The sequence below is a fragment of the Billgrantia antri genome, from assembly GCF_017868935.1.
GTDB lineage: Bacteria > Pseudomonadota > Gammaproteobacteria > Pseudomonadales > Halomonadaceae > Halomonas > Halomonas antri.
Map to the genome: position 1 here is coordinate 2,818,354 of NZ_CP053383.1, position 24,062 is coordinate 2,842,415.

Consider the following 24,062-nt stretch of genomic DNA (forward strand, 5'->3'; position numbering starts at 1 on the left):
AGCTATGGCACTTACAAAGAACGACATGATTGGCGACGCAGGCGAAGCACTGGCTGAAAAATATCTGGTCGAGACGGGATATGAGCTATTTGCTTTTGGTGTTAGTCGAGACTATGCAAGCCGTAAAAAGCTAGAAGCGACTGACGAGACAGCTGAAGCCTTTTTAAAAATAAACCAGAAAATATCGGACTACATCCAGCAATGTTGGACCGACTACAATAAACAAGATCCCCTTCCCTACCCTGGACCTGTTGTTTTCGAAATGATGAAGAAAGATAGAAAAGAAGCCGAGCGTATGAAAGATGCTAATCGCAAGGCACTCAAAAAGACATTCCCGGCTGGACACCCTGGTCGATATGACTTTATCGGCTTAAAAAACGGACAATACGAAGCGATAGAAATTAAGGTGAACACATCAAGGCTGAGCTATTGGCAAAAAGTAAGGCTCGGCTTACTACAAAAACATGGATACCCTGTTAAGGTCGTCCGAGTCAAAATATCCAAGGAACAGCAAGAGAAGATCTTGGTTGGTGAAGAATCGGCGCACACATCGATAGATATTACTGAGACCGTAGATACAAAAGATGTGCACATACCTGATTCATTGTGACCAATAGAGAGGGTATGTATCAGGGACCGGGCTACGCGGAGCCAGGGAGCGTAAGCGAGCTGCGCGTAGCGGGCTTTGGACGATAGCGAGCGTGAGCGAGCTGGAGGGAAAAGCCGTGACTGAAGGAGGGCCTATCGAGCGACAGCGAGTATAGGTTCGAGGGAGGGAGCTTGGGGTTGGGGTTAGTGGGTGCCATACTCCTACCATATATTGTGGATTGACTGAGCGAAGCGAAGGAAAAGTAGCAATATATAGAGTGGGAGTATGGGGAGGGTGTATGGCTTTAGGAGCTTTTGTTTACAAAGTTGGAGCGAGCGGAGCGAGTCGAACAACGTGTCAACAAAAGGGACGACAAGCCACAAGTATTTCAGCGAGCCTAAGCGAGTCCTGAAATACGCAGCCCGACCCGCGAGCCGTGAGGGGCTTGAAGCTCTCGTCCCAAGCGGGGTTTGCGCAGGGACAGAGAGCGAGGGCGCTGAGGGGTCGCTGTCGCCGAGAGTAGGAATGCGAGGATACCGCAAGCATGGAGAGCGAAGGTGGCAGGTGGTCGCTCCACCCGAGAGCGAGCATGGGTAGGTGTGGCACTGCCTGAGTGTGATTATCTTGGCGCTGAGCGAGGTTAAAAAGGATTTAGGCCATAATTGCATTCGCTGGGTCACCTTTGGCCCACCGTGGGTCACATTGGCCCAACCTGGGCCAGCCCTGGTCCATACTAATTAATGCGCACTTTCTTGTTATATCTTTTGTTATTTCCTTAACTTCCCACTTTATTTATTCGCTGATAGTATTTATCTTTTGCAATATATGCTATACTTATAAATAAGAAGGAAGAATAATAATGAGCAACAAGAGATTTAATGAAAAACTATTTAAAACATATAACAAGTATTCGAAAGACCATAAAAAAGATGTATTAAAAGAAAAGACTTATTATAGCTACTTAGGTGATGCCTCTGCCTTCCTTAATAGCGTAATAGTAACAAAAATGGCGAGTATTAAAACAAAAAAAGAGCTAAAGGTTATGCTAGACGAAAACCATAGGCTTATTATGCTATCCCTTAAGTCTACGGCTTACTCAAAAACAAGTGACTCTTGGCGCAAGCTTCGTAGAGCATTGACGATAATGTATCGTGCTGCTGGGTTAAGCGAATATGCTAGCGAAGTCGCCAAGCTTGATAACCCCGCCCCTGTTTCTGACAGGTCCCACAATACTAAGAAAAGTCGCCGTCTAGTAAAAGTAACGGATGATGTGATGCGAGACATTATTAAGCATTGCCAGGATAATAATGATCAGGACTCACTCGATCTTATCGTTCTTGCCAAGTGCTTAGGTATTCGTCCCTCCGAAGCTGAGCGCTTGCAGCTTATAAATAACGACGGCAAAGAAATTACAGTGAAGATCCACGGCAGCAAAAAGACTCTCATCGGCGAGCGCAACAAATCCAAGGCTCGCGGACTCGATAGGACGCTGACCGTAGCCCACAACGCCTCCCTACAGGCCGCCATAGACCGGGCTAGGGATCTGGATGAGCTACGCATCAAGGCCGCCCAGATGCGCTTGCACAGGGCTTCACGCAAGATTTTTGACACGACCGAGAAGCACTTCTGCCTGTACTCGCTGCGCTACACCTTTGGCTCGAACCTCAAGCGGCAGCTGTACCAGACTGAAGGCGGCAGGATAGTTGCAGCGGCGATCATGGGGCACAAAAACACCAGCTCCATTTCCAGCTATGGCCACTTCCGCTCAGGATCAGTGAGCGCGGAGATCCCTCAGGTAGACGCCGACACCATAGCCCAGGTGAAGGACAACATAGGCGAGCGCTTCGGCAAGGCGGGTCAAAACTTTGACATAGGTGAGGCCATACGCAACCGGGACTACATCAAGACCGAGCCCTCCTACAGCCCTTAGCCCCCACCAGCTACCCCGGCGTCGTCCGGGGTCCACCCCTCATTGCGCACAACACCACCCCAGCCCAACCCCAGCACCTCGCCCTTTCAATGCCCGCAAAAAATTATCGCCAGCCAAGGATTTTTATCGCTCTCGTCACGCCAGCCAGTATTTTTGGTGCCAACACCCCTTTTGCTCACATTCTTGGTTTTGTGCGCATAGCTAGGCGTAGCACATACAGGCCTTGAGACGCTTTGCTGTTAGCAGTAGCTCATCAGTACGCCTTCCCAAGCCCTGACTGCCAGAAGCTCTGAGGAAGCGATATAGGCGCGTGCGGTAGTAGCACATGTTGTATGGGCGAAGGTGCGTGTAAAAGTTGTGCAGCTCTAGATATGCGAAGCTCTCATTTATGTGAAAAATGCAGTGACGCCCCTTGCGCTCAATCACCACTATGTCAGGGTCACGCATATCAACCTCCCACTAAGCACTTAGCTATATATTGTGCTGTATCCGCTGTTATGTGCCCATATGTGGTATAAAGTTCTAGGCAGTGATTTGTTATTTTGATGCTGGCAGGGATGTCTCGTATCTGCTCATTGGATCTCCCCCTTGGCTGTCCATCCGTCGTTCAGGGCGTCAGCTGCGGCTAGGATAGCGTCTATGTGGATTGCAGGGGCAAGCCAGCCCGAGGCCATATGTAGGTCGTGTTGCAGTTGCTCACGGCGCTGGCACCGGGTCAGGCAGGCAAAGGGCTTTTTTGCGTAGTAGTCGGGAACCTTAAGGCAGGCGTCGTCTACATAGATAGTGAGGGATTCGCCATGCCTTTTCAGCTCGATCATCATTTGGTGTTGCCTGCTAGCTTCTGGCCTACGTCCGCCTCGATAACGTTATCCAGGTGCGCCAGAAACGATTTTATGCAACCCATAATAGCGGCGTGACTGTAATTGTGGTATGCCTCCAGCTCTCGGATTTCTTCCTGTAGCACCATGTAACGCTTAATCATACGAAGGTCTTTTGTCACGATTTCGGCCAAGGTTCGGGTGCTAAATCGATGTGTTGTAGTAAACTCGAATTTAGCATTTTCCATCCGTGTTAGGTCAGTAATGATTATCTCGACCTTAAATTTTACGCGAATGTCGCCTCTGAACTGCCGTGGATCTGTTTTAATCACCACGTTGTGATTATGGCCGTTGCCATGCAGGTGGTACTTTACTTCGTAGGACATATTAACGCTCACTCGTTTTGCGCTGGACTTTTTCCGAGAACGATGCTATGCATTTTATAATCTCGTTCTCGGGTGCCTGACTATTTTTCCTTAACTGCTTCAAAAATTCGTAATATGAAAATAATAAGAATAGATCGTGCATTGTTAGTTCATGCAAGCACAATGAGTAAAAGCGATAATGCATAAAAAAGAAGCCAAGATAACTATCTTTCTCTTTGGTTACCTCCACTTCTACAGGGATATGTTTAAAGTCGTCGTTACTTAGCTTACCCATGGTATTAATGACTATTTTATGTCCTGAGCTAAGCATGTATTCCTGCAACATGTCCTGCCCCCTTGGCTTAGGTAAGCTTCGAGGGCAGTATATTTTACATTTTATTAAATTGTCAAGTTCTGCGCGGCGCGGTTGGCTAGGTACTGCACCATGCGCTGGGCCGATTCGGAGGTGACGCTGTAGGTGTTGGTCATCCTGTCGCCGTCGCGGGTAGTTCTGCCTTTGTCCGTGTCCAGACCCATTTCCTTAAGGATGTCCTTTGCTGTGCGTGTAAAGCTGGCTGGCTTTTGCTTACGAAGCTTTTTGCGCAGTGTTAAGCGGTTGAAGCTCTCTCGGCTGGCGTGCAGGATCTCGCCTAGCTTGTCCGCATCCTGCGTTGTGAAGCTTCCTTCCAGTGTCTGCGGGTCAATATTAAGCGTAGCAAGCACCAGAGCCAGAGCTTCGCGATGAGATGCATAGTCAAAACGATCTCGGGCAGCACGGATTTTTTTCTTCTCGTTATAGGTCTTAACGTTTGCTTGCTGTTCAGTCATACGTGCTAACTCTACATTTTTGACTTGCTGAGCTAGTGCACCGCGCTTCCAAGCTTTTACATCGCTCATGGTGATATCGGTCTTTCCTGTAGCTTTTTCAAGCTTAGCACGTTCCACTTGGATAGCTGTCTCCGCTGTTGATTCGCCGTTCTCTTTTGCGTTGCGAATATCAGCGCGGGTCGCAGGAACAGCATTTAGTAACTCTTCCTTATACTCAGCTGATTCGATTTGTGTTGCGCTAGCATTGATTGAACGAGCTTCTTCCTTTTGTTTTTCGTTACTTAAATTGCCCACTGTGACTTTAAAGCCTGCTAGCTCAAGAGCCGTAGCTATTGTGGTAGTAATGTTGTTGCGTATGAAGTTGTCATCAGCTTCGATGCGTGCAGCGAACATATCAAATTCTGAGCTAATACCGTCGTTACGCGCTAGGATTTCTGAGGCATTATCTAGAAATACTTCATCGTTCGGCTTGGCGGCCACCGTAAAGGCCCTTGCTGTGCGCTCGCGGCGTAGCATCTGTACAGCATCCCCGCTTGTGATAACCCCTGAAAATAGCCCGTAGTGACCTGTGTAGCCGCCGTTCAGAATTGAGACTGATGAGGTTATGGCCGGTGAGAACATGAAGCTGCTGTACTCGCGTAGCTCGTCTGGATTCGCGATCAGGCTTTGGTAGTCCTCGATGTTGTCAGCTGTCAGCCCCAAAACACCCTCAATGCCTTCCTTCCGTGCCTTGGCTACGTGCTTACGGACGAATGCCTTGTTGTCGCAAGCGACGAATGCCCTACCGTTGTAAATCGTATGGACGGCTGCTGCCTGAGCTTCCTCAAAATCCTCGATGACCGCCTCTACGCCAAGCTCACGTGCTGATTCGAACATGACAATTTTTTCGTTTCCGTGCAGATCCTTTCTAGCACTCCTAATGAAGTCAATTACGAAGTCTGAGGTGTCAGCGTCTGCCACATAAACAACACGTGCTTTTTTTACGGCTTCTTTTAGTTTTTCGTAGGCGGTTACGCGGTCGTTTTTGCCGTCGAACGATCCTTTTGCGATGTGCCTGAGTGTCTGGGCCGCCTCATCGATAACCAATACGTCTAGCTTTGAGCAGTGAATGAACTCCTGTACCTGAGGCTTAGCAATCGAGTTGACCACGGTTTTCAGGGTGCGAATCTCGGCCTCTGACCCTGGCTTAATAGATTCGTAATGCTGGGCGAAGGGAGCGTTCGAGCGAGCGATAGAGCGCCTATGAGCGACGTACAGCCCGCGCCCGCCTCGGATCAGCGCCTCGACTGCCTTTTCTGTTTTGCCAAAGCCAGTGACAGCTCTATTAATAAATATTCCGCCACCCAGGATTTCGTCTACGCTAATGTCGTCCTTGCTTGTGATACGGCGCACGTCGATGCCATCAGTGCTAGTAACGCTTAATATAGACTTTGTTTTAGCAGTAATGTTATCGTAGGTGCGCTGGGCTTGCGTGTATATGTAGTCGCTCAACTCTGCTCCTGTCTCGCCTAGCTTGGCATTGATCTGTTCAGCTGAGGTGCGGACGCCGTTTTTGCGGATGGCTGAAGCAATGTAGCTGCGAGCGATGCTGTCAGCGGAGCTATTAGTAGAAAATTTTAGCTTAAGCAGGTGCAGCTGGTCGGCCTTGTAGTCGCTAATAGTGTAGCTTTCGCCAGCATAGGTAAAATCGCTGTAGGCTTCGATGGCTGCTGTAGCGTCTGCCTTTGTTTCGGCCAGTACGTGAGTTTTAGCCTTGAAATTTTCCTTGTGAAACCTGACGACGCTAAGAAGGTCGGATGGCTCTGCTGCTATGTGGGCTTTCTCGTTAAAGCGTGCTGAAATGAATAGGGTTGCGTCTTCTTCGATTTCCCTTATGATTTTATGTGGTAGTTGTGTTTGGTAGATAGTTCTCATTTTGTTTCTCTTCCTTACCTCTTATATTATTATATCAGTGCACATAATGCAACCCCTTAATTATCGTATTTAGTAAATAAGATGGGATGTGATTATTTGCTTTGCGAAATACTATTATAACAATTCAAAGCCACCATTTGCAGTCTTGACTTTTATCCAACCTGTTAGCCTTAATATTATTACTTCAATATATTGTATCTAATTAGCCCTTACTTATTGTATAGCTACTATATATAGTGTTATAATAAAAGTGTGGTAAAGGTAGTGAGTCTCCTTTTTCCCCGCTCGGCCTTCTCTCTCTTCCTCCTTCTGGCCGATGCGGGGTTTTTATTTGTATGTTATAATTTAATTAAATCGAACAATAATAAATGAACCATATTAAATATTTCACTATTCATGCTTCCGCTACTTACCCAGCCATGGACATTGACATTGAATGGATACGAGATGTACACGTTAACCAAAAGGGCTGGCGAGATGTTGGATATCATTACTTTATTAAGCGGGATGGAACTGTACAAAAAGGAAGACCTGACAACGTTCAGGGTGCACATGTTGGAAGGCACAATAAAAACAACATTGGCATTTGCTTAGCAGGCGGCCTTAAAACTGGCACAAAAGAACCTGAAGATAATTTCACTGCTGCTCAGTACATAGCACTTACTAACCTTATTACTAAGCTTAAGGAGACTCATCCAGATGCTCATATTATGGGGCACAATGGATTTAGTGGTTACCTGTCTAGGGGTTGCCCTTGCTTCGACTGGAGAGCATACAGGGACTATATAGAGCTTTCCTTGGCTTGCGAGTATCGCCCTGACTGGTGGCGTACGCATGACTGGAAAAGAGGTGTCCCTGAAGACTGGCTAAAGCCGCAAAACTGGTACGAAGCCGTCCTCAAGCAATAAGGTGGCCCCTCGTAACAACCACAAACCTTTTGCACACAAAACCCCATAAACAAAGCCCCAACCAGGATGCCTAATTCCATATCCTAGCGGGGCTTTTTTTGTGCTCATAGTTTACACTAAAACATAGCTATCATTTCGAGCAGTTGTTTTGCTTGCATATCGGGGTATTTGTGTGCAAAGGTTCCGAGCTTAATGCATTGCTCGTACATGTCGCGCACCGATTTGTTTGCTGATTCTGCTAGGCTTTGAATCTCAGCATGTAGCTCATCCTTTATATTGAAAGGGTTGGCGTCAGCGGTAAAAACCTTCTCTTTTGGCTTTCGCTTGACTCCCGCGTTTTCAAGAATGAAGTCAGTGATTGCCTGAGCGTAGAATCGCATCGTTTCAATTTCTGAGCGTGTATAGCCTGATGTTACATCCTGCGGCTGGTTGCCGTGGTCAACGAGCTGCTTATATATGTTAACTGGCACCTTGCATGACTCGGCGCAAGTAATATAAGTGGACCGTAGGCCGTGAGGAGTAAAGTCGATTTGTACGCGCTCCCGTACCCACCTTGTCCAGTCTGGTACGCCTATGGCTGCGCCCTTTTTGCCGGTTAGGTTGGGAAATATGAACTCTGAAAAATTTCCGTGCCGCCTGCGCATGTCCTCGATGATGTCGGCTGCTTCATCGCTAAGGGGCAGCATAAAGTCGTTATCAGCTTTCATCAGGTACTTGTCGTCACCAACGATGTATAGCGACTTTTCCTGAGGCTTGTACATGCGGAATTTTAGGTTAGACAAGGCACCGCCACGCATCCCTGTCATGAGCATAAACATAAGGTAAGCGCGGCCAATGATGTGGGAGGCTACATTCTTGTTGTGCCGGTCGGGTTCGTAGTCCTTGAGACCGTCTAGGACTGTCCAGAACCGTGCTAGCTCGGCTTGGCGTATACTTCTGTCACTAGCCTTTCTGACGCGGTGATCCGAGCCGACCGTCTTTGTGGCCTTGAGAGGGTCGCAGGGGTTGTGGGTAATGATCTTTTGAGGTGGAAGGTCTTCGGTCTCGTAGTTCTTCTCAGCGAAGCGGTACAGCTCATTGATTAGGTTCACTACCTTGGCCGCTGTCGCGTACCCTTCTCCTCGCTTCGCCCCGCGCTTGCGTACGTCTTTAGGAATCTGGTCATGAACCTGACGCACCTCATAGCTGGTGATCGTCGTCATATGCCTGTTGGCGAGACCGTAGCTTTCGAGGATGCGCATGTGCTTGCGATGGGTCTTGACTGTCGATTGAGCTAGCCCCTTCGGTCGTTCTGGTCTGATTCCGCGCTCTCGGATTTTATCTTCGAGGCACTGAGCTAGTGTCGGGCCTTCGAGGGCTACCTTTTGCCGCTGCGCGTCCTTAGGGTGCTTGCCCTCACTGATGGCTATGCGAGCTTCCTTTGCCAGCTTCACGGCTTGCTTGAGGTCGATGTCCTCGAAGCTGGCGATTTTGTAGCTTCGCTCCGATGCACCTGGGCGCGGGCGGTAGTGAATGACCCAAGCTGCCTGATGAGTGGTCGTTACGCGGATACAGACCTGAGCATGATCGTCGCGGGTTTCGCGGTACGTGATGGACGTATATGCCGTATAGACGGGATCTCTTTCGCGCAGCTCCTTGTCGAGACCTGTAAGGAAATGCTTATTCAGCTCTACGTCAACCACTGGGGTTTTGGACTGTCCAGGTGCCCTCTCGTAGCCCGTTGCCGTTTTGTTGCGCAAGTGGTTATTTTTCGGCATGCTTCGCGTCCCCCGTACCCTGTTTTGATGCTGTCGCAGACCTGTCGCAGATGGCGCTAGCATAGCAGGTTTTGTGGGGATTCTGCGACGATATTTTATTTTCTATTAAAAATAATGCTGTCGCAGATTAGGTGGGCTAACGCCCTTTTTGTTTAATTTCAGCTAGTTAGCCACTGGTGTCGGATTGGGTCTTTCGGGTTTACAAGGGTTTGGATACCAGCGTGAGTTACTTAAAATCTCTCGGTGGCAACACCGTGCCGGTTCGAGCCCGGCTCCGGGCACCAGGCTCTTCGCCGTCCCCCTCGCTTCCCTATCCTGTTGGACACCATTGCGGCATGCTGGCTGATGCAACAAGCCTCAGCGAGAGTGCGCATGTCTCCAATTCGTCCGACTCGTAGCGAACATGACGTTCTGGTCATCGGCGGCGGCGTTGCCGGCCTGACCCTGGCCCTGCATGTCGCCGAGACGCGCCGCGTGACCCTGGTTCGCCCCGCCAGCGACGATCAGGGCGCCAGCCGCTGGGCCCAGGGCGGCATTGCCGCGGTGCTCTCCCCCCAGGACAACTTCGACGCGCACGTCGCGGATACGCTGGTGGCGGGAGATGGCCTGTGCGACGAACGCGCCGTGCGCTTCACCGTCGAACAGGGGCCTGGCGCTATCGAATGGCTACTTTCCCTCGGCGTGCCGTTTACGCGCGACCACAGCCCAAGCGCCAGCTATCCCTACCACCTGACCCGGGAAGGAGGGCACGGCGCCCGTCGCATCATCCATGCCGAAGACGCCACCGGGCGTGCCGTACTCGACACCCTGAAGGCCCACGTCGAGGCAAGCCCGGCGATCACCATTCGCGACGATCTCGTCGCCATCGGCCTGCTGGCCGATGCCCAGCAACGCTGCCGTGGCGCCCGCTGCCTCAACGAACGAGGCGAACTGCAGGAACTGCTGGCCGGCGATACGGTACTGGCGACCGGCGGCGCCAGCGGGCTCTATCGCCACACCACGAGCCCGCACCCGGCCAGCGGCGAAGGCATGATGATGGCCGCCGAGCTAGGCGCCGAGCTGATGAACCTCGAGTTTCAGCAGTTTCACCCGACCTGTCTCTACGACCCAGACGGCCCGCCCTTCCTGATCAGCGAAGCGGTTCGAGGTGAAGGTGGACGGCTTTACAGCACGGATGGACGACGCTTCATGCCCGAGCTCGATGAGCGTGCGGAACTGGCGCCCCGCGACATAGTCGCTCGCGCCATCGACGCCGAGATGCAGCGTACCGGCTCGCCGCACGTCTGGCTGGACGTGGCCCACCTCGGCGAAACGGCCATACGCCACCACTTCCCGACGATCCAAGCCCACTGCCTGAATCGCGGGCTGGACATTACCCAAGCGCCGATTCCGGTCGTGCCTGCCGCTCATTACAGCTGCGGCGGCATTGCCACCGACCTCGACGGCAGCTCCAGCGTGCCGCATCTTTACGCCGTTGGCGAAGTCGCGTGCACGGGACTCCACGGCGCCAATCGCATGGCCAGCAACTCGCTGCTGGAGTGCCTGGTCTATGCACGCAGCTGTGCCGCCACGCTGGCAACAAGCCAAGCCCCTTCCACTCAGCCACTACTGATGGCGGAAAGCGCGAATACGGAACAGGTGAAGGGTCAGCAGGTCCAGCAGTGGCGCACGACCATGTGCGACATCATGAGCCACCACGTGGCCATCGTGCGCCGCGACGCAGGGCTCGAAGCCGCCGCGCGCAAGCTGAGCGAGCTGAGCCAAGAGGTGCATGCCGCCATGGTGCATGCCGCACCCGATACGGCGCTGGCAAGCTTATGGCTCGCCGTGAGGCTGGCTCGCCTGACCGTACTGGCAGCCCGCCAACGCCGCGAGTCGCGCGGCCTGCATTTCAACCCCGACTGCCCGCACCATACCGAAAGCGGCCTGACGCCCAGCCCATCCCGCCTGCGCCTGGCTGACCTTGCCACCTGAACCTCTTTCCCCGCCCGAAGCTCCGCGATAGGTTAGCGAGCCAGGGCGCGCCTCACTTGTCGCAACGACTCGCGCGAGGCACTGTCGGGCCATAGCCAGGTCCGGCACTGGTCAATGTCCAGGGCAATCAACCAAGGGCCGAGGTAGACGCTACGCAGCCTGACGGGAACGGCTTCGGCGGCCGCCTCCTGCCGCCATGACCAGCGCCAGCCACCGTCGGTTTCCGGCTGCATCAGCAACTCCCCCCGCGGTTGACCCCGCCAGAGCCACACACCAAGCGCCAGGAGCCACGCCACGGCCGGCAGCGTCAGCCAGTCGGGAGCATGGACAAGCACGGCACCGGTAACCGCCAGCGCCAGCAGCCACTGACAGCCCCAGGCCAACCTAGACGGGGCGACGCGGATCGTTGTCGGCGTTCTCGGCATGTTCCTGAATCAGCGCGACGATGCGACGAAACGGCGGCTCGGGCTCCTCGCGCTGCATCAGCCAGGCGAACAGGTCCTGATCCTCGCCCTCGATCAACGCGCGGTAGGCTGCCTGATCGTCGGCACCAAGCTGATCGTAGCAGTGCTCGAGAAAGGGAATCAGCAGCAGGTCGAGCTCCCACATTCCGCGCCGGGAGTGCCAATAGAGCCGCTTGCGCAAGGCAGCAGCATCGGGAGTATTCGCTTCGCTCAACGTCGACCTCGATGGTAGAAAGAATGAGTCACCAGTATACCGGAGCCGCCGAAATGGGGCAGCGCTTCGCCCCGCACTGCCTCTATTCTCTTGACCATGGTCGTAGTGCGTTGTTTTATCTCGGTTTGAGCAGTATGCTGACGGGAGAACAAGAATGCCACCCAGGTCCCACCGGACCAGGATACGCCTGGAGATGACCCGATGACCAAATCCGAGTTGATCGAACAGATCGCCATGCGCCAGCCCGAGCTCTCGATCAAGGAAGTCGAATCTGCGGTTCGCCTGATACTCGACGATATCACCGACACGCTGGCCGAAGGCGGACGGGTCGAAATAAGGGGATTCGGTAGTTTCTCCCTGCACTACCGGGAGCCTCGCGTAGGCCGCAACCCCAAGACCGGCGAACCGGTCGCACTGGAGGGCAAGTTCGTGCCACACTTCAAACCTGGCAAGGAGCTCCGCGAGCAGGTCAATGCCAGCCGCGCCCTCGGTTATTAACACTTTCGTCATTTACAAGGGAAAAACACATGCGTTGGCTCAAAGGCCTGATCCTGGCCATCATTCTGCTGGCGGTTCTGCTTGTCGGCATTCTTTTCGCCGTCAACAACCAGCAGACGGTACCACTCAACCTGATCTGGATAGAGCTGCCGGCCATTTCGCTCTCGGTCTGGCTTCTGGTCGCCCTGGTCAGCGGCGTGGTGCTGGGCATGCTGGCGATGACTGGAGTCTGGCTGAGACTGCGCACCGCACTCTCCCGTGCCCAGCGCTTGAATCGACAGCAACGCAAGGAACTCGACCGACTGCGCGTTCAGGAGCTCAAGGAACTGCCGTAAATGCCTGATGCCCTGCTGCTTGTGATGCTGGTGGCTGCCGTTGCCATTGGCTGGTGGCTAGGTCGCCGTGAGCGCCAGGGCAGCCGCGATCTCGCACCACCTAACACGCTGTCACGGGATTATTTCGTCGGTCTGAACTACCTGCTCAACGAGCAGCCCGATCGCGCCATCGAAACTTTCGTCAGCGCACTGGAAGTCAATAGTGAGACCATCGATACCCACATAACCTTGGGCAACCTGTTTCGCACTCGCGGCGAAGCCGACCGCGCCGTCAAGATTCATCAGAACTTGCTGGCGCGCCCCACCCTGACGGCACTACAAAGCGAGCAGGTGCAGCTAGAACTGGCGCGGGATTTTCTTCATCTGGGCTTATTCGACCGCAGCGAGCGACTGCTTCAGCAACTCATACAGGACGCCAGCCATGACGACTTCCGTCATTCCGCCAAGCGCCTGCTGGCAGACCTTTTCGATCGCGAGGGAGAGTGGCAAGCCGCCTTCGACGTGGCCTACCCCGGCCTGACTCGTCAGCACGATGACATCCGTCGGGCAGCCGCCCACTGGCTATGCGAAATGGCCGATCAGGAGCGCCATTCGGCCAGCCCGGGACTGGCTCGCAAGCACCTGCGCCGGGCGCTGTCCATCGACCCTCGCTGCGTTCGCGCCAACCTCTTGTTGGCAGCGCTGGCGCAGGATACTGGCCACTATCGCGAAGCCATCCGCATCCTCATGCGCATCCCCGACCAGGATATGGACATGATGCCGATCGTCCTGGAACCGCTACACCATGCCTACTCGATGATGGATGACGAGGCGGGCCTGGTGAATTGCCTGGAACGATTGCTTGAACGAGCCCACGTGACCAGCCTGATCATCCTGCTGGCGGAAACACAGCGCAAACGCCTAGGACTGCAGGTAGCCATCGAGCTGGTTAGCGAACAGCTCAACCGCGCGCCGAGCCTGGGTGCACTCGACTACTTGCTGGATCTCTACCAGCAACAGCAGCAGGAGCAAGGCCCTCCCGACAACCGGTTGCAGCTGCTCAAGCAACATACCCACACCCTGTTGACGGCACGTCCCAAGCATCGGTGCCAACGCTGCGGGTTTGCCGGCCAGCCGCTCCACTGGCAGTGCCCCAGCTGCCGGAGCTGGGGCACCACGCGTCCCATCACCGGCATCGAAGGGGAATGAGGCTGCTCAACGCGCAGCCAGCTCCTGCTCGATAGCCGCCAGGGCCGCCATGGGATCGTCCGCCTGGGTCACCGGCCTGCCGACCACGAGGTGAGTGCTTCCCGCCGCCATTGCCTCGGCCGGCGTCATCACGCGACGCTGATCACCCGGCTCGGCAAAGTGAGGTCTGATCCCTGGGGTCACCTTGAGGAAGTCGTCGCCGCAGAGCTCGCGTAAGCGAGCCGCCTCCTGTGCCGAACACACCACTCCATCCATGCCGCTCTGGCGCGCCAACAGGGCCAGTCGCTCGACATGCTGCGCCGGACTTGCATCGATGCCCACACCAGCGAGATCGCTTGTCGTCATGCTGGTCAGCACCGTCACGGCGATCAGTTGGGTGGACAAACCGTGGCGGTCCAGTCGCTCACGTGCCGCTTCCATCATGCGCTTGCCGCCGCTGGCGTGCACGTTGACCATCCAGACGCCCTGCTCGGCGGCCGCCTGAACGGCTCCGGCAACGGTATTGGGGATGTCATGAAACTTTAGGTCAAGAAAGATTTGGAAACCACGGCCGTGAAGCGCATCGATTACCTCCGGCCCGCTGCGGGTAAACAGCTCCTTGCCCACCTTGACGCGACAGCGCTCGGGATCGAGCCGGTCGGCCAGGCATAGGGCAGCATCGAGAGAAGGGTGGTCGAGAGCAATGATAAGCGGCGAATCGCTGGACACGTTCAAGAACTCCGGCTGCATGTGGGTAGCGCGAGTATACCAGCCATGCGTAGTTCACCGTTCTCTCCACCCTGAACTATGCTCTTACCTAATATGAGCACGCCATGGCATGCACGATAGACACAGATCGCTTCCAGGCTTCGCGACACTCAACTCAGCCGTGCCATGCATGCCCCCTGCCTCGAGGATCAGGAGGTTTCCATGTCAAGTGAGCAACGCATAGCGCCTATCGCCCTACCTGACAACCGAGCCCAGCGAGTTCTGACGACGCTGCTGGAGGGTTCCGGCGTCACGCTCAATGGCGAGGCTGCCTGGGACCCGCAGATTTATCATCCCGACTTCTGCTCGAGGATCCTGCGTCAAGGCTCCCTGGGTCTGGGAGAATCGTTCATGGACGGCTGGTGGGAATGCGAGCAGGTCGACGAGATGGCTTGCCGCCTGCTCCTACACGGCCTGGGAGAGCGGGCTCGCCCCCCCGCGGATCGCATCATGTATCGCCTCCAGGCGGGGCTTCTCAACCTGCAGAGCAAGGCACGCGCCTATATCGTCGGCGAAGCGCATTACGACCTGGGCAATGATCTGTTCGAGCGTATGCTCGATCCCACCATGTGCTACTCCTGCGGCTACTGGAAGGATGCCAAGACACTCCACGAGGCTCAGCTCGCCAAGCTCGAACTGGCCTGCCGCAAGCTCGAGCTGCGCCCCGGCATGCGCGTACTGGACATCGGCTGCGGCTGGGGCAGCTTCGCCGAGTACGCGGCCCGTCATTACGGCGTCTCGGTGACCGGCATCACCATTTCACGCGAACAAGCGGAACTGGCCAGGAAGCGCTGCGCGGGGCTGCCCGTCGAGATCGAGCTGGAGGACTACCGTGAGTTGAGCGGCTGCTTCGACCGCATCGTTTCCATCGGCATGTTCGAGCACGTGGGGCATCGCAACTATGCGGTCTATTTCCAGACCGTGGAGCAACTGCTGGCCGAAGGAGGCCTCTTTCTACTACATACCATTGGCTCGAACAGCTCCGAGATCAGCGTCGATCCCTGGATCGACCGGTATATCTTTCCCAACGGGGTGCTGCCCTCGGCACGCCACATCGCAGAGGCCAGCGAAGGCCTGCTGCTGATGGAGGATTGGCACAACTTCGGCCCCGACTACGACAGGACACTGATGGCCTGGCGCGACAATTTCGACGCCCACTGGCACGAGATCGCCGATCGTTACAGCCAGCGCATCGAGCGCATGTTCCGCTACTACCTGTCGGTATGCGCCGGCGCCTTTCGTGCACGTGACCTTCAGCTCTGGCAGATCGTCTTCTCCCGCGGCAGGAAGGCTCGCTACGACGCGCCACGGTGACGGCCACGCTGCGTGTGGCTTTGTCTTACAAGCTGTATAGCCAATCTCTTACAGCTTCTGCTAGATGATTTACGCACTGTTACAACGTATATTAGACATTCTCTCAACGGCTCCCTTGTACAGGTGGCGCTTCCCACGGAAGCCATGCCTGTCCGTGACGTGATACCGAGCCGTGACATAACAACATCAGGACTATGCCTGTACGCAGCAGGCCACAAGGGATGCCCGCATGCCTGAAGAGAATGCCATGACGGGAGGGGAGCTGAATGAGCCGATCAGCATGCGCGACTTCACGGAACGCCTGCCCGGCGTCGTCTTTCAGTTTCATCGTGACCATCACGGGCACATGCATTTCCCCTACCTGGCCGGAAGCGGCACCGGCCTGCCAGGAATTGACCGCGACGCCTTGAACCAGGACGCTCGTCATATGCTCGACCGCCTGGATGAGGAAGACTATCCGCGAGTGATGGCTGCCATCGAACGCTCGGCTCGCTGGCGCATTCCCATCGCCACCAAGTTTCGCATACGCCTGTCGAGCCGCCGCTGCCGCTGGGTCGCGCTCCGCGCCCAACCGGAAGATGCGACGACTGGTGTACTCTGGTACGGCCTGATGATCGACATCACCGAGCAAATGGCCGAGGAGGCCCGATTGCGCCGGCTCTCGGATACCGATGACCTGACCGGCCTGGCCAACCGCCGCAGGCTGATGACCCGGCTGGAGGAAGAGATCGCCAAGTGCAACCGGCATACCAGCCCGCTCTCCCTGATGCTGATCGACCTCGACCATTTCAAGCGCATCAATGATACCTGGGGCCACCTGCAGGGCGACCAGGTTCTCGCCGAATTCGCCAACCTGTGCCATGAACTGCTTCGCGAGGAAGACGTCATTGGCCGGCTCGGCGGCGAGGAGTTCGCCGTGCTGTTGCCTCTGACCCCCCTGGTCGCCAGCCAGCCGCTGGCCGAACGGCTGCGCCACGCCATTGCCACGCACGACTTCGGTATCGAGGCAGGCCAGGTCACCGCCAGTATCGGGCTTGCCGAGTACCGTCTGGGGGAGTCGAGAGACACGCTGATCGGCAGAGCCGACCGCAGTCTATACGCGGCCAAGCATCAAGGTCGAAACCGCGTCATCAGCGGCTGATCGCGCCACTGCCCGCCGACACCTCAAGTGGCAGAATGCGTAAGGCAGTGGCATCATGTAGAGGATGCGGGCCGTACGATAACGAGGCCCGGCGTCGCCACGATCACCCACTTGCCGCCAGACCGACGAGGTAGCGAAATACATGTTCGAACATATTGAGCGGGTTCCCGGGGACGCCATCCTCGGCCTGATCGAAGCCTTCAAGAAGGATACCAATCCCGAGAAGGTCGATCTCGGTGTCGGCGTCTACAAGGACGCCCAGGGCAATACCCCGGTGATGCGCGCCGTCAAGGAAGCCGAGGCCCTGCTGCTCAAGAACGAAACCACCAAAACCTACATCGGCTCCCATGGTGCACCCGAGTATGGCGAAGTGATCCTGCCGATGGTGCTGGGCGAAGGCTCGCCGGTACTCGAGGCCGGTCGCGCCAGCGCGACACAGTCACCGGGTGGCACCGGCGCACTGCGTCTGGCCGCCGACTTCATCAGCACCCAGCTCCCCGGCAAGGGCATCTGGGTCAGCAACCCTACCTGGCCGAACCACCACGGTATCTTCACTGCCGCCGGTATCGAACTGCACAAGTACCCCTACGTCGACGCCGAGAACCGCCTCGACTTCGAAGGCATGCTGGCAGCGGTCAAGCAGATTCCCGCCGGCGACGTCATCGTGCTGCATGCCTGCTGCCACAACCCCACCGGCTTTGACCTGAACCGCGAACAGTGGCAGCAGATCCTCGAAGTGGTTCGTGAGCGCGGCCTGCTACCACTGATCGACTTCGCCTACCAGGGCTTCGGCGAAGGTCTCGATGAAGACGCCTACGGCGTTCGCCTGTTGGCCGAGAACCTCGACGAGGTGATCATCACCAGTTCCTGCTCGAAGAACTTCGGCATCTACTGCGAGCGCACCGGCTGCCTGATCATGGTGGCGAAGAATAACGAGCAGATGCAGAACATCCGCTCGCAGGTGGCCATCGTCGCCCGCGAGAACTACTCCAACCCACCGGCCCATGGCGGCGCCATCGTCAGCGAGATCCTGCACTCCGCCGAGCTGGCTGCACTGTGGCGCGAGGAACTCACCGAGATGCGCGACCGCATCAACACCCTGCGCCGCGATTTCGTCGAGGCTCTGAAGCCCTATGGGCTCGACCAGAAGTATGCCTGCGTGGCCGAGCAGCGCGGCATGTTCTCTTATACCGGCCTTCAGCCGGAGCAGGTCGACCGCCTGCGCGACGAGTTCGGCATCTACATGGTACGTTCGGGCCGCGCCAACGTGGCCGGTTTCTCCCACGAGAACCTGCCCTACCTGGCCAAGGCCATCGCCGCGGTCAACTGATCGAGTACGGTAAGTCGCCAATGCTGCACCCCGGTATATCCGGGGTGCAGCGTTTTTATCTTGTTGATAGCCTCACGACGTCATGCGCCCTGGCCACCAAGCACAGGGCGAATGTTCTCGATCAGGTAGCGGTCATCGAACCCGGCCTCCTGGGTCAAGGCCTCCAGGTCCGGCAAGGTCACCTTGTGTCGATTACGAATGACCAGTCCATCTTCACTCAGGGCAGTAAAGGTTCGGCTGATATGCACCGGGCTGAGCCCCAGCAGATCGGCCAGGATCTCCTGTGACATCGGCAACCGAATGCTATCGCTACCATGGGCATGGGTCTGCTTGAGGCGCTGATAGATTTCCAGCAGGAAGTGCGCCAGTTTCTGACGAGCGTTGCGGCGTGCCAGATTCACCAGGCGCTCGGTAATCAAGATCTGCTGGCGGCTGGCCACGGCAAACAGGATCGAAGTGAGGGTAAACGATTGACGAAAAATGTTGACGAGGTTGCAGTGGGGAAAGAAGCAGACTTCTCCGTCCTCGACCATCTGCACCCCGGCCAGGCGCTGCGTGAAGGCAAACTCGCGCAGCCCGATGATATCGCCCGGCAGATAGATTTCGAGGATCTGTCGCGTACCGTTCTCCAGCTCACGGTAGGAGAATGCCCAGCCAGCCTTGAGCGTACAGAACTCTTCGGCCTCATCCCGCTCCTCCCACAGCACGGTGCCCGCCCGCACCCGTGAGGCGCTGTCTTCGAGCGTGGCTAGCAGTGCCTTGTCCTCCTCGGACAGAGGACTGTAAAAATTGAAGTGGCGAACGATACAGCTCTCGTCTAGATCCATCGATCAATCCCCTGTCTGCATGGGCGCCTACGCATCTCTCCCGCATAGCGCAACGAAATCCACGAAAATTGACCCATCATACCGCGCTAGCCTTGCGACATACGACAAAGGCAGTCTTGACCGAATAGTCAGAAAATAGTCAAACTGGGCCTGCCTTGACTACAACCCCAACACGCAAGAGGCTCATCATGGCGGCTTCCCCCGTGCACTACCCCTGGTACAAGAAGGAGGACACCGATGCCTTCTTCGCCCTCTTCCAGAACAATATCGCCAACTTCGTCATCATCGCCATCACCATGCTGGGTATGGGCTTTCCCGCTTCCATCGTCTTCGGCCAGGTATTACCGGGAGCTGCAGTGGCGGTGATGGTCGGCAACTTCTACTACGCCTGGTCGGCAGCACGCCTGGCACGCAAGGAGAACCGCGCCGACGTCACCGCGCTCTCCTACGGCATCTCCACGCCGGTGATGTTCGTTTTCCTGTTCGGCGTGCTGCTGCCTGCCAAGCAGCTCACCGGAGATGCCGAGCTGGCCTGGAAGGTGGCGGTCGCGGCCTGCTTCATCAGCGGTGCCATCGAGGCCGCCGTCAGCCTGGTAGGCCGTTGGGTGCAGTATCACCTGCCGCGAGCCGCCATGCTCGGGGCAGTGGCGGGGGTGGCACTGACCTTCATCGCCGGCGAGATGCTGTTCAAGACCCTGGAAATGCCCGTGATCGGCCTGCTGGTCTTGGCAATCATCATCGTCGGCCTGGTGGCCCGCGTCAGCATGCCGTTCCGCCTGCCTACCTCGCTGTTCGCCATCGTCATCGGCACCGCCATGGCCTACCTGATCGGTGATGCCGGCGGCGAGCGCTTCAGCGACGCCTTTACCCACCTGGGATTCTATCCGCTGCTGCCCAACCTGGCCTGGTTCGAGGGGCTGGGACTGCTGTTCACCGGCATGTTGGCGGTGCTCACCGTGGTGCTGCCAATCACGCTGTATAACGCCATCGAGACCATGAACAACGTCGAGGCCATGGAGGCCGCGGGCGACAAGTATGACGTTCGCGAGTGCCAGGCCGTGGATGGTGCCGGTACCATGATCGGCGCATTGTTCGGCGGCGTCTTCCCTACCACCGTTTATATTGCCACCGTGGGCGCCAAGTGGATGGGAGCGGGACGCGGCTACAGCATCCTCAACGGTGCCGTCTATGCCGTTGCCACTATGTTCGGCCTGATCGCCGCGCTGGCAGCCATCATCCCCGTCTCGGTGGTCGCACCGATCCTGGTCTTCGTCGGCATGTCGATGATCGCCACCGCCTTCCAGAGCAATGATACTCGCTACTACCCGGCGGTGGCACTGGCCATGCTGCCCTACTTCGCTAACTACGTGATGACACGCTTCAACCGGGCCGCCGAAGAGACCGTCACGGGCATCTCCTCGGGTGTCGTACCGATGGGCCAGGGGGCCATGTTCATGGCGATCTTTATCGGTGCCATGACGGTGTCGGTCATCGACCACCAGTTTCGTCGCGCCGCCACCTTCGCCGCGGTGGCAGCCACCTTCTCCTTCGTCGGCTTGATGCACGCCCCCAAACTGGCCGTAAATGCCGCCTGGGACTTCACCCTCGGCTACCTGGTGATGGGCGTGCTGTTCCTCTATTTCGCATGGCAGCAGGAGAAGCTGGCAGTCCCTCATGCCTCACCCTCGAGGCCCGCGCCGCCAGCAGCCGACTGAGGCGCAGAGCACCGGGGGCGCAGCTGCGCCCCCGGTTTCCTTACTGGCTCCCTCAGAATGCTTTGAGAGCAAACGCATGCCGGTTCAATTGGTGTCGATGGTAGTTTCGGCTTCCGTCTCGCCCTCTGCCGTCCCCCTGATGCGCTCACGATTCTGTTCGATCCGTTCCTGGGCAGGCTCGGCAGCTTGCTTCATGGCACGATCCAGCCCTGGTGCTTTCGGATCGTCGGCTTCAACCTCGGTCTCCGTTTCCGCATCGGCGTCCATGTCGGTCTCCGCGTCGAACTCATCCGTGGTTTCCGTCTCCATGTCACCGTCAAGGCTGCTCTCGGCATCGCCATCGAGAGAACCATCGGTCGTATCACCTTCGGCGCTGGCATCGGTGTCGCCATCGACACTGCCTTCGACATCGCCATCCAGGCCACCCTCGGCATCGCCATCCAGGCCACCCTCGGCACCGCCATCCAGGCCACCCTCGGCACCGCCATCCAGGCCACCCTCGGCACCGCCATCCAGGCCACCCTCGGCACCGCCATCCAGGCCACCCTCGGCACCGCCATCCAGGCCACCCTCGGCACCGCCGTCCAGGCCACCCTCGGCACCGCCGGCCTGGGCCAGCAGCATGGGAGACGATTCGCTGGCCACTCCCAACGATGCCGTGGCGGAAACATTGCCGCTCTGCCACGTCTCGCTATCGGCATGAGCGGTCGCGCCAGCCAGGCCGGCAAAGATCAGGGCCATACTGGCAGTCAGTGTCTTGAGCTTCATAGCGCCTCCTTGTCCCCGTCTCCTTGGGGGTGGTTCGGTCAAACTCCTGATGAGCGACTCATCAACGATCCCGCTCATACCCTGCCTAGCGAAAGGTATGCCATGCCAAACATAAAACTAAAAAAACAGATAATTGAAAGAGCACGGTGTTCATGCAGCTGCTTACAACTGATTAGCGCAGCCTCGATCCGTCGCAATGATGAGACAGCACAAACGTGAGGCTCGCCCACAAAATTCGCCCCGTGATACGGAGGATAAGAAGGTGCAGCCCCTGTTTCCATTTCGCGACTTCATGCCACGAGCGCAGCAGAAGCCAACCCCTACCGACGCAACGAGGCCCTGCCGATCGCTCGACAGGGCCTCGTCGATACCCACCCGTGCGCTACGTCATGCAGCGTCACGGGATACATTCAGACCGCTCGGGTCGATGATGGATCACGCCATTCGGTCAGGGGCGAACAGCAACAAGCCGCCGCTGACTTCTCCCGATGCCACAGCGACTCCCGCACGAAAGTCGCTGTGCAGGCAGCCTTACTCCGCAGGCTGGGCCGGCTGGGCCTGTTGCTGCATCTGGTTCTGCAGGTCCTGCATCTGCTGCTGTTGCTGGGCGATCGCATCGTCCAGCTGCTGACGCTGCTCATCGGTGAACACTGACTCGATGCGAGACTGAAGCAATACCGTCTCGGCCGTGATCTCGCCGGTCAGGTCGCCTAGCCGCGAGGCATCCTCACGAATCTGGTTCTCGTCGTAGTCGGGACCGACATGATCACCAAGGCGCGCCTGAAGCGCCTGGGCTTCCTGCTCCTTGGGCGCCAGCTGACGCTCAGCCTCATCCAGCAGGCTACGGATCTCCTGCTGTTGGTTCTCGTCCAGGTCGAGCAACTGATCGAGCTGGTCCACCTGATCCCCCTGGGGCGGGGCCTGCATCTGCTGTGCCGACACGCCGCCGGCAATACCCAGGGTGAGCGCGATCGTTGCCAGAAACTTGGTGAGCTTCATTACGTACTCCATTCCATCAGAGTTGCTTTCATGACCCGGAACGGTCGAGCCACTACGTCCTAATCCTGACAGCGGAACAGGCGTCAGGTTCGCTCACGAGACAAAAGTTTCGAACAGGCCTCGCTTCGTGCCAGCATGTGCCGCATCAGTTGCCAGGCAACCACTCCAGCCAGCACGTTGCCCAACGCCGCTCCCATGGCGAGCCCCGGCAGACCGGCAAGCGAAGCTCCCAGCCAAAGAAACGGCAGATAGCAGAGGAACAGCCTCGCCATCGACATCAACATGGCCCGCAGCGGCCAGCCCAGCGCATTGCCGGCGGACACTACCAGCATGCAGACGCCGAGAGCTGCGTAGCTCGGCAGCAGAAAACGAATCAGCACCGTCAGATCGTCACGCACGTCAGGACTGCCCGCCAGCAGCTCAGCAGCCCAGGGCGAAAACAGCGCCAGAATGATACCCAGTGCGAGTTGCCATCCCACCACGAGCCGCAGCGCCAGGCGCACCAGTTGCCTGATCTGCGTCCAGTCGCCGGCACCATAGCAGCGCCCCAGCCAAGGGGGCAGTGACATGGTCATGGCCAGCACCACGACTAGCGCCAGCGTTTCGAGCCTGCTCGCCAGGCCCCAAGCAGCCACGGAAGACTCACCGAGACTCGCCACCACCGAAACCGCAAGCATGGCCGCCAGCGGCGGCATGAGTTGGCTGATCATTGCCGGCCCGGCAATGCCAACGAAGGGACGCGTCGAAACCGCCAACTCCCGCCTGAGTCCACTGCCCGCCAACCAGTCGTTCTGAAGCAGCCGCTTGGCGATCAGCAGCAGCCCACTGGCGAAGGCGATCGCCGTGGCCCAAGCTGCACCGGGCAGACCGAGCCCCTGCCAAGGGCCGAAGCCGAAGATCAGTAGCGGATCGAGCAGCAAGTTGACGAGACTGGTTACCACCATCATCTTGCCAGGCAGTCGCGTATCGCCGTGAGCACGAAACAGACTGTAGACGAAGTAGAGGAGCGCCCCCAGCCAAGCGGCAAGCAGTTGCGGTGCCCAGTAGTGGCGGATTAGTTCTCGTGTTGCCGCATCGGCACCCAAGCGAGAGAAAATAGGCGACTGGGCCCACCACAGCATCAATGCGAGCAGAGCAATGATGGCACCGCCCACCATCAGTACCAATGAGCCAAGGCGCCGCGTCCTTTCAATTTCGCCGGCACCCAGCGCACGCGAAATCAACGCAGCAATGGCGATGCCAAGCCCCACCTGCACACCGATGATCAGGAATGTCAGAGGGAAGGTGAACGACTGGGCTGCCAATGGCGCCGTGCCCAGCCGAGCGACGAAGGCACTGTCCACCAGTTGAAAGCCAAGCAGTGCCAACACCCCGATAGTCATTGGCCAGGTCTGACGCCAGAGGGCCGGGCCCAACCGAGACATGGCGGCATCGCGAGA

22 protein-coding genes are annotated in these 24,062 nt (G+C 57.0%); 11 read left to right on the forward strand and 11 right to left on the reverse strand.

Annotated features, from left to right (window positions below):
- Positions 1 to 4 precede the first annotated feature (4 nt).
- Both HNO53_RS13075 and HNO53_RS13080 read left to right on the forward strand, forming a co-directional pair.
- Entirely contained in the window at positions 5 to 610 is a 606-nt protein-coding gene (locus tag HNO53_RS13075; protein WP_209472732.1) for a VRR-NUC domain-containing protein, read from the forward strand.
- A gap of 838 nt (positions 611 to 1,448) precedes the next feature.
- Positions 1,449 to 2,519, forward strand: coding sequence for a site-specific integrase (locus HNO53_RS13080; protein WP_209472734.1), 1,071 nt, complete (start codon positions 1,449 to 1,451; stop codon positions 2,517 to 2,519).
- A 572-nt stretch (positions 2,520 to 3,091) separates the two neighbouring features.
- On the opposite strand, the gene HNO53_RS13085 is transcribed toward HNO53_RS13080, so the two are convergent.
- The 3 genes from HNO53_RS13085 to HNO53_RS13095 form a co-directional block, all read right to left on the reverse strand.
- Positions 3,092 to 3,340: a hypothetical protein gene (locus tag HNO53_RS13085; RefSeq protein WP_209472736.1), complete on the reverse strand. Its 249-nt coding sequence runs from the start codon at positions 3,338 to 3,340 to the stop codon at positions 3,092 to 3,094.
- The gene (locus HNO53_RS13090; protein ID WP_209472738.1) at positions 3,337 to 3,723 is read right to left on the reverse strand and encodes a hypothetical protein; all 387 of its coding nucleotides are present in this window, start codon (positions 3,721 to 3,723) and stop codon (positions 3,337 to 3,339) included. Before HNO53_RS13090 ends, HNO53_RS13085 begins: the two co-directional genes overlap by 4 nt.
- Positions 3,724 to 4,101: 378 nt before the next feature.
- Entirely contained in the window at positions 4,102 to 6,444 is a 2,343-nt protein-coding gene (locus HNO53_RS13095; protein WP_209472740.1) for a DEAD/DEAH box helicase family protein, read from the reverse strand.
- Between the two features lie 368 nt (positions 6,445 to 6,812).
- On the opposite strand from HNO53_RS13095, the gene HNO53_RS13100 reads away from it, so the two are divergent.
- Positions 6,813 to 7,352 carry an N-acetylmuramoyl-L-alanine amidase gene (locus HNO53_RS13100; RefSeq protein ID WP_209472742.1) on the forward strand — a complete coding sequence of 180 codons (540 nt, stop codon included), beginning with the start codon at positions 6,813 to 6,815 and terminating at the stop codon, positions 7,350 to 7,352.
- A gap of 116 nt (positions 7,353 to 7,468) precedes the next feature.
- Here HNO53_RS13100 and HNO53_RS13105 read toward each other — a convergent pair whose 3' ends face one another.
- Positions 7,469 to 9,109, reverse strand: a complete 1,641-nt coding sequence (locus HNO53_RS13105; RefSeq protein ID WP_209472744.1) for a tyrosine-type recombinase/integrase — start codon at positions 9,107 to 9,109, stop codon at positions 7,469 to 7,471.
- A 372-nt stretch (positions 9,110 to 9,481) separates the two neighbouring features.
- On the opposite strand from HNO53_RS13105, the gene nadB reads away from it, so the two are divergent.
- Positions 9,482 to 11,083 carry an L-aspartate oxidase gene (gene nadB / locus HNO53_RS13110; protein WP_209472746.1) on the forward strand — a complete coding sequence of 534 codons (1,602 nt, stop codon included), beginning with the start codon at positions 9,482 to 9,484 and terminating at the stop codon, positions 11,081 to 11,083.
- Positions 11,084 to 11,115: 32 nt separating this feature from the next.
- Here nadB and HNO53_RS13115 read toward each other — a convergent pair whose 3' ends face one another.
- Complete coding sequence (locus HNO53_RS13115; protein WP_209472748.1) at positions 11,116 to 11,508, reverse strand: hypothetical protein; 393 nt, start codon at positions 11,506 to 11,508, stop codon at positions 11,116 to 11,118.
- On the reverse strand, positions 11,468 to 11,761 hold the full coding sequence (locus tag HNO53_RS13120; protein WP_209472750.1) for an FAD assembly factor SdhE: 294 nt from the start codon (positions 11,759 to 11,761) through the stop codon (positions 11,468 to 11,470). Before HNO53_RS13120 ends, HNO53_RS13115 begins: the two co-directional genes overlap by 41 nt.
- 201 nt (positions 11,762 to 11,962) lie before the next feature.
- On the opposite strand from HNO53_RS13120, the gene HNO53_RS13125 reads away from it, so the two are divergent.
- From HNO53_RS13125 to lapB, 3 genes are read left to right on the forward strand one after another with little or no spacing between them, the layout of a single operon-like run.
- The gene (locus tag HNO53_RS13125) at positions 11,963 to 12,259 is read left to right on the forward strand and encodes an integration host factor subunit beta (protein WP_086508802.1); all 297 of its coding nucleotides are present in this window, start codon (positions 11,963 to 11,965) and stop codon (positions 12,257 to 12,259) included.
- Between the two features lie 29 nt (positions 12,260 to 12,288).
- Positions 12,289 to 12,594, forward strand: a complete 306-nt coding sequence (locus tag HNO53_RS13130) for a LapA family protein (protein ID WP_209472752.1) — start codon at positions 12,289 to 12,291, stop codon at positions 12,592 to 12,594.
- Positions 12,595 to 13,782 (forward strand): lipopolysaccharide assembly protein LapB, encoded by a 1,188-nt coding sequence (gene lapB / locus HNO53_RS13135; RefSeq protein ID WP_209472754.1) that lies wholly within the window; start codon positions 12,595 to 12,597, stop codon positions 13,780 to 13,782.
- Positions 13,783 to 13,788: 6 nt separating this feature from the next.
- Here lapB and pyrF read toward each other — a convergent pair whose 3' ends face one another.
- Entirely contained in the window at positions 13,789 to 14,490 is a 702-nt protein-coding gene (gene pyrF, locus HNO53_RS13140; protein WP_209472757.1) for an orotidine-5'-phosphate decarboxylase, read from the reverse strand.
- A 201-nt stretch (positions 14,491 to 14,691) separates the two neighbouring features.
- On the opposite strand from pyrF, the gene cfa reads away from it, so the two are divergent.
- The 3 genes from cfa to HNO53_RS13155 all read left to right on the forward strand — a co-directional run bounded on the left by cfa (position 14,692) and on the right by HNO53_RS13155 (position 18,314).
- Positions 14,692 to 15,843 (forward strand): cyclopropane fatty acyl phospholipid synthase, encoded by a 1,152-nt coding sequence (cfa, locus tag HNO53_RS13145; protein ID WP_209472759.1) that lies wholly within the window; start codon positions 14,692 to 14,694, stop codon positions 15,841 to 15,843.
- Between the two features lie 229 nt (positions 15,844 to 16,072).
- Positions 16,073 to 16,984, forward strand: coding sequence for a GGDEF domain-containing protein (locus HNO53_RS13150; protein WP_209472761.1), 912 nt, complete (start codon positions 16,073 to 16,075; stop codon positions 16,982 to 16,984).
- A 142-nt stretch (positions 16,985 to 17,126) separates the two neighbouring features.
- Positions 17,127 to 18,314 carry an amino acid aminotransferase gene (locus tag HNO53_RS13155; protein ID WP_209472763.1) on the forward strand — a complete coding sequence of 396 codons (1,188 nt, stop codon included), beginning with the start codon at positions 17,127 to 17,129 and terminating at the stop codon, positions 18,312 to 18,314.
- Positions 18,315 to 18,394: 80 nt separating this feature from the next.
- On the opposite strand, the gene HNO53_RS13160 is transcribed toward HNO53_RS13155, so the two are convergent.
- Complete coding sequence (locus tag HNO53_RS13160) at positions 18,395 to 19,141, reverse strand: Crp/Fnr family transcriptional regulator (protein ID WP_209472765.1); 747 nt, start codon at positions 19,139 to 19,141, stop codon at positions 18,395 to 18,397.
- A 188-nt stretch (positions 19,142 to 19,329) separates the two neighbouring features.
- On the opposite strand from HNO53_RS13160, the gene HNO53_RS13165 reads away from it, so the two are divergent.
- Entirely contained in the window at positions 19,330 to 20,856 is a 1,527-nt protein-coding gene (locus HNO53_RS13165; protein ID WP_209472767.1) for an NCS2 family permease, read from the forward strand.
- Between the two features lie 84 nt (positions 20,857 to 20,940).
- Here HNO53_RS13165 and HNO53_RS13170 read toward each other — a convergent pair whose 3' ends face one another.
- The 3 genes from HNO53_RS13170 to HNO53_RS13180 form a co-directional block, all read right to left on the reverse strand.
- On the reverse strand, positions 20,941 to 21,624 hold the full coding sequence (locus HNO53_RS13170) for a hypothetical protein (protein WP_209472769.1): 684 nt from the start codon (positions 21,622 to 21,624) through the stop codon (positions 20,941 to 20,943).
- Between the two features lie 531 nt (positions 21,625 to 22,155).
- On the reverse strand, positions 22,156 to 22,623 hold the full coding sequence (locus HNO53_RS13175) for a Spy/CpxP family protein refolding chaperone (RefSeq protein WP_209472771.1): 468 nt from the start codon (positions 22,621 to 22,623) through the stop codon (positions 22,156 to 22,158).
- Between the two features lie 83 nt (positions 22,624 to 22,706).
- Entirely contained in the window at positions 22,707 to 24,047 is a 1,341-nt protein-coding gene (locus tag HNO53_RS13180; RefSeq protein WP_209478638.1) for an MATE family efflux transporter, read from the reverse strand.
- Positions 24,048 to 24,062 lie beyond the last annotated feature (15 nt).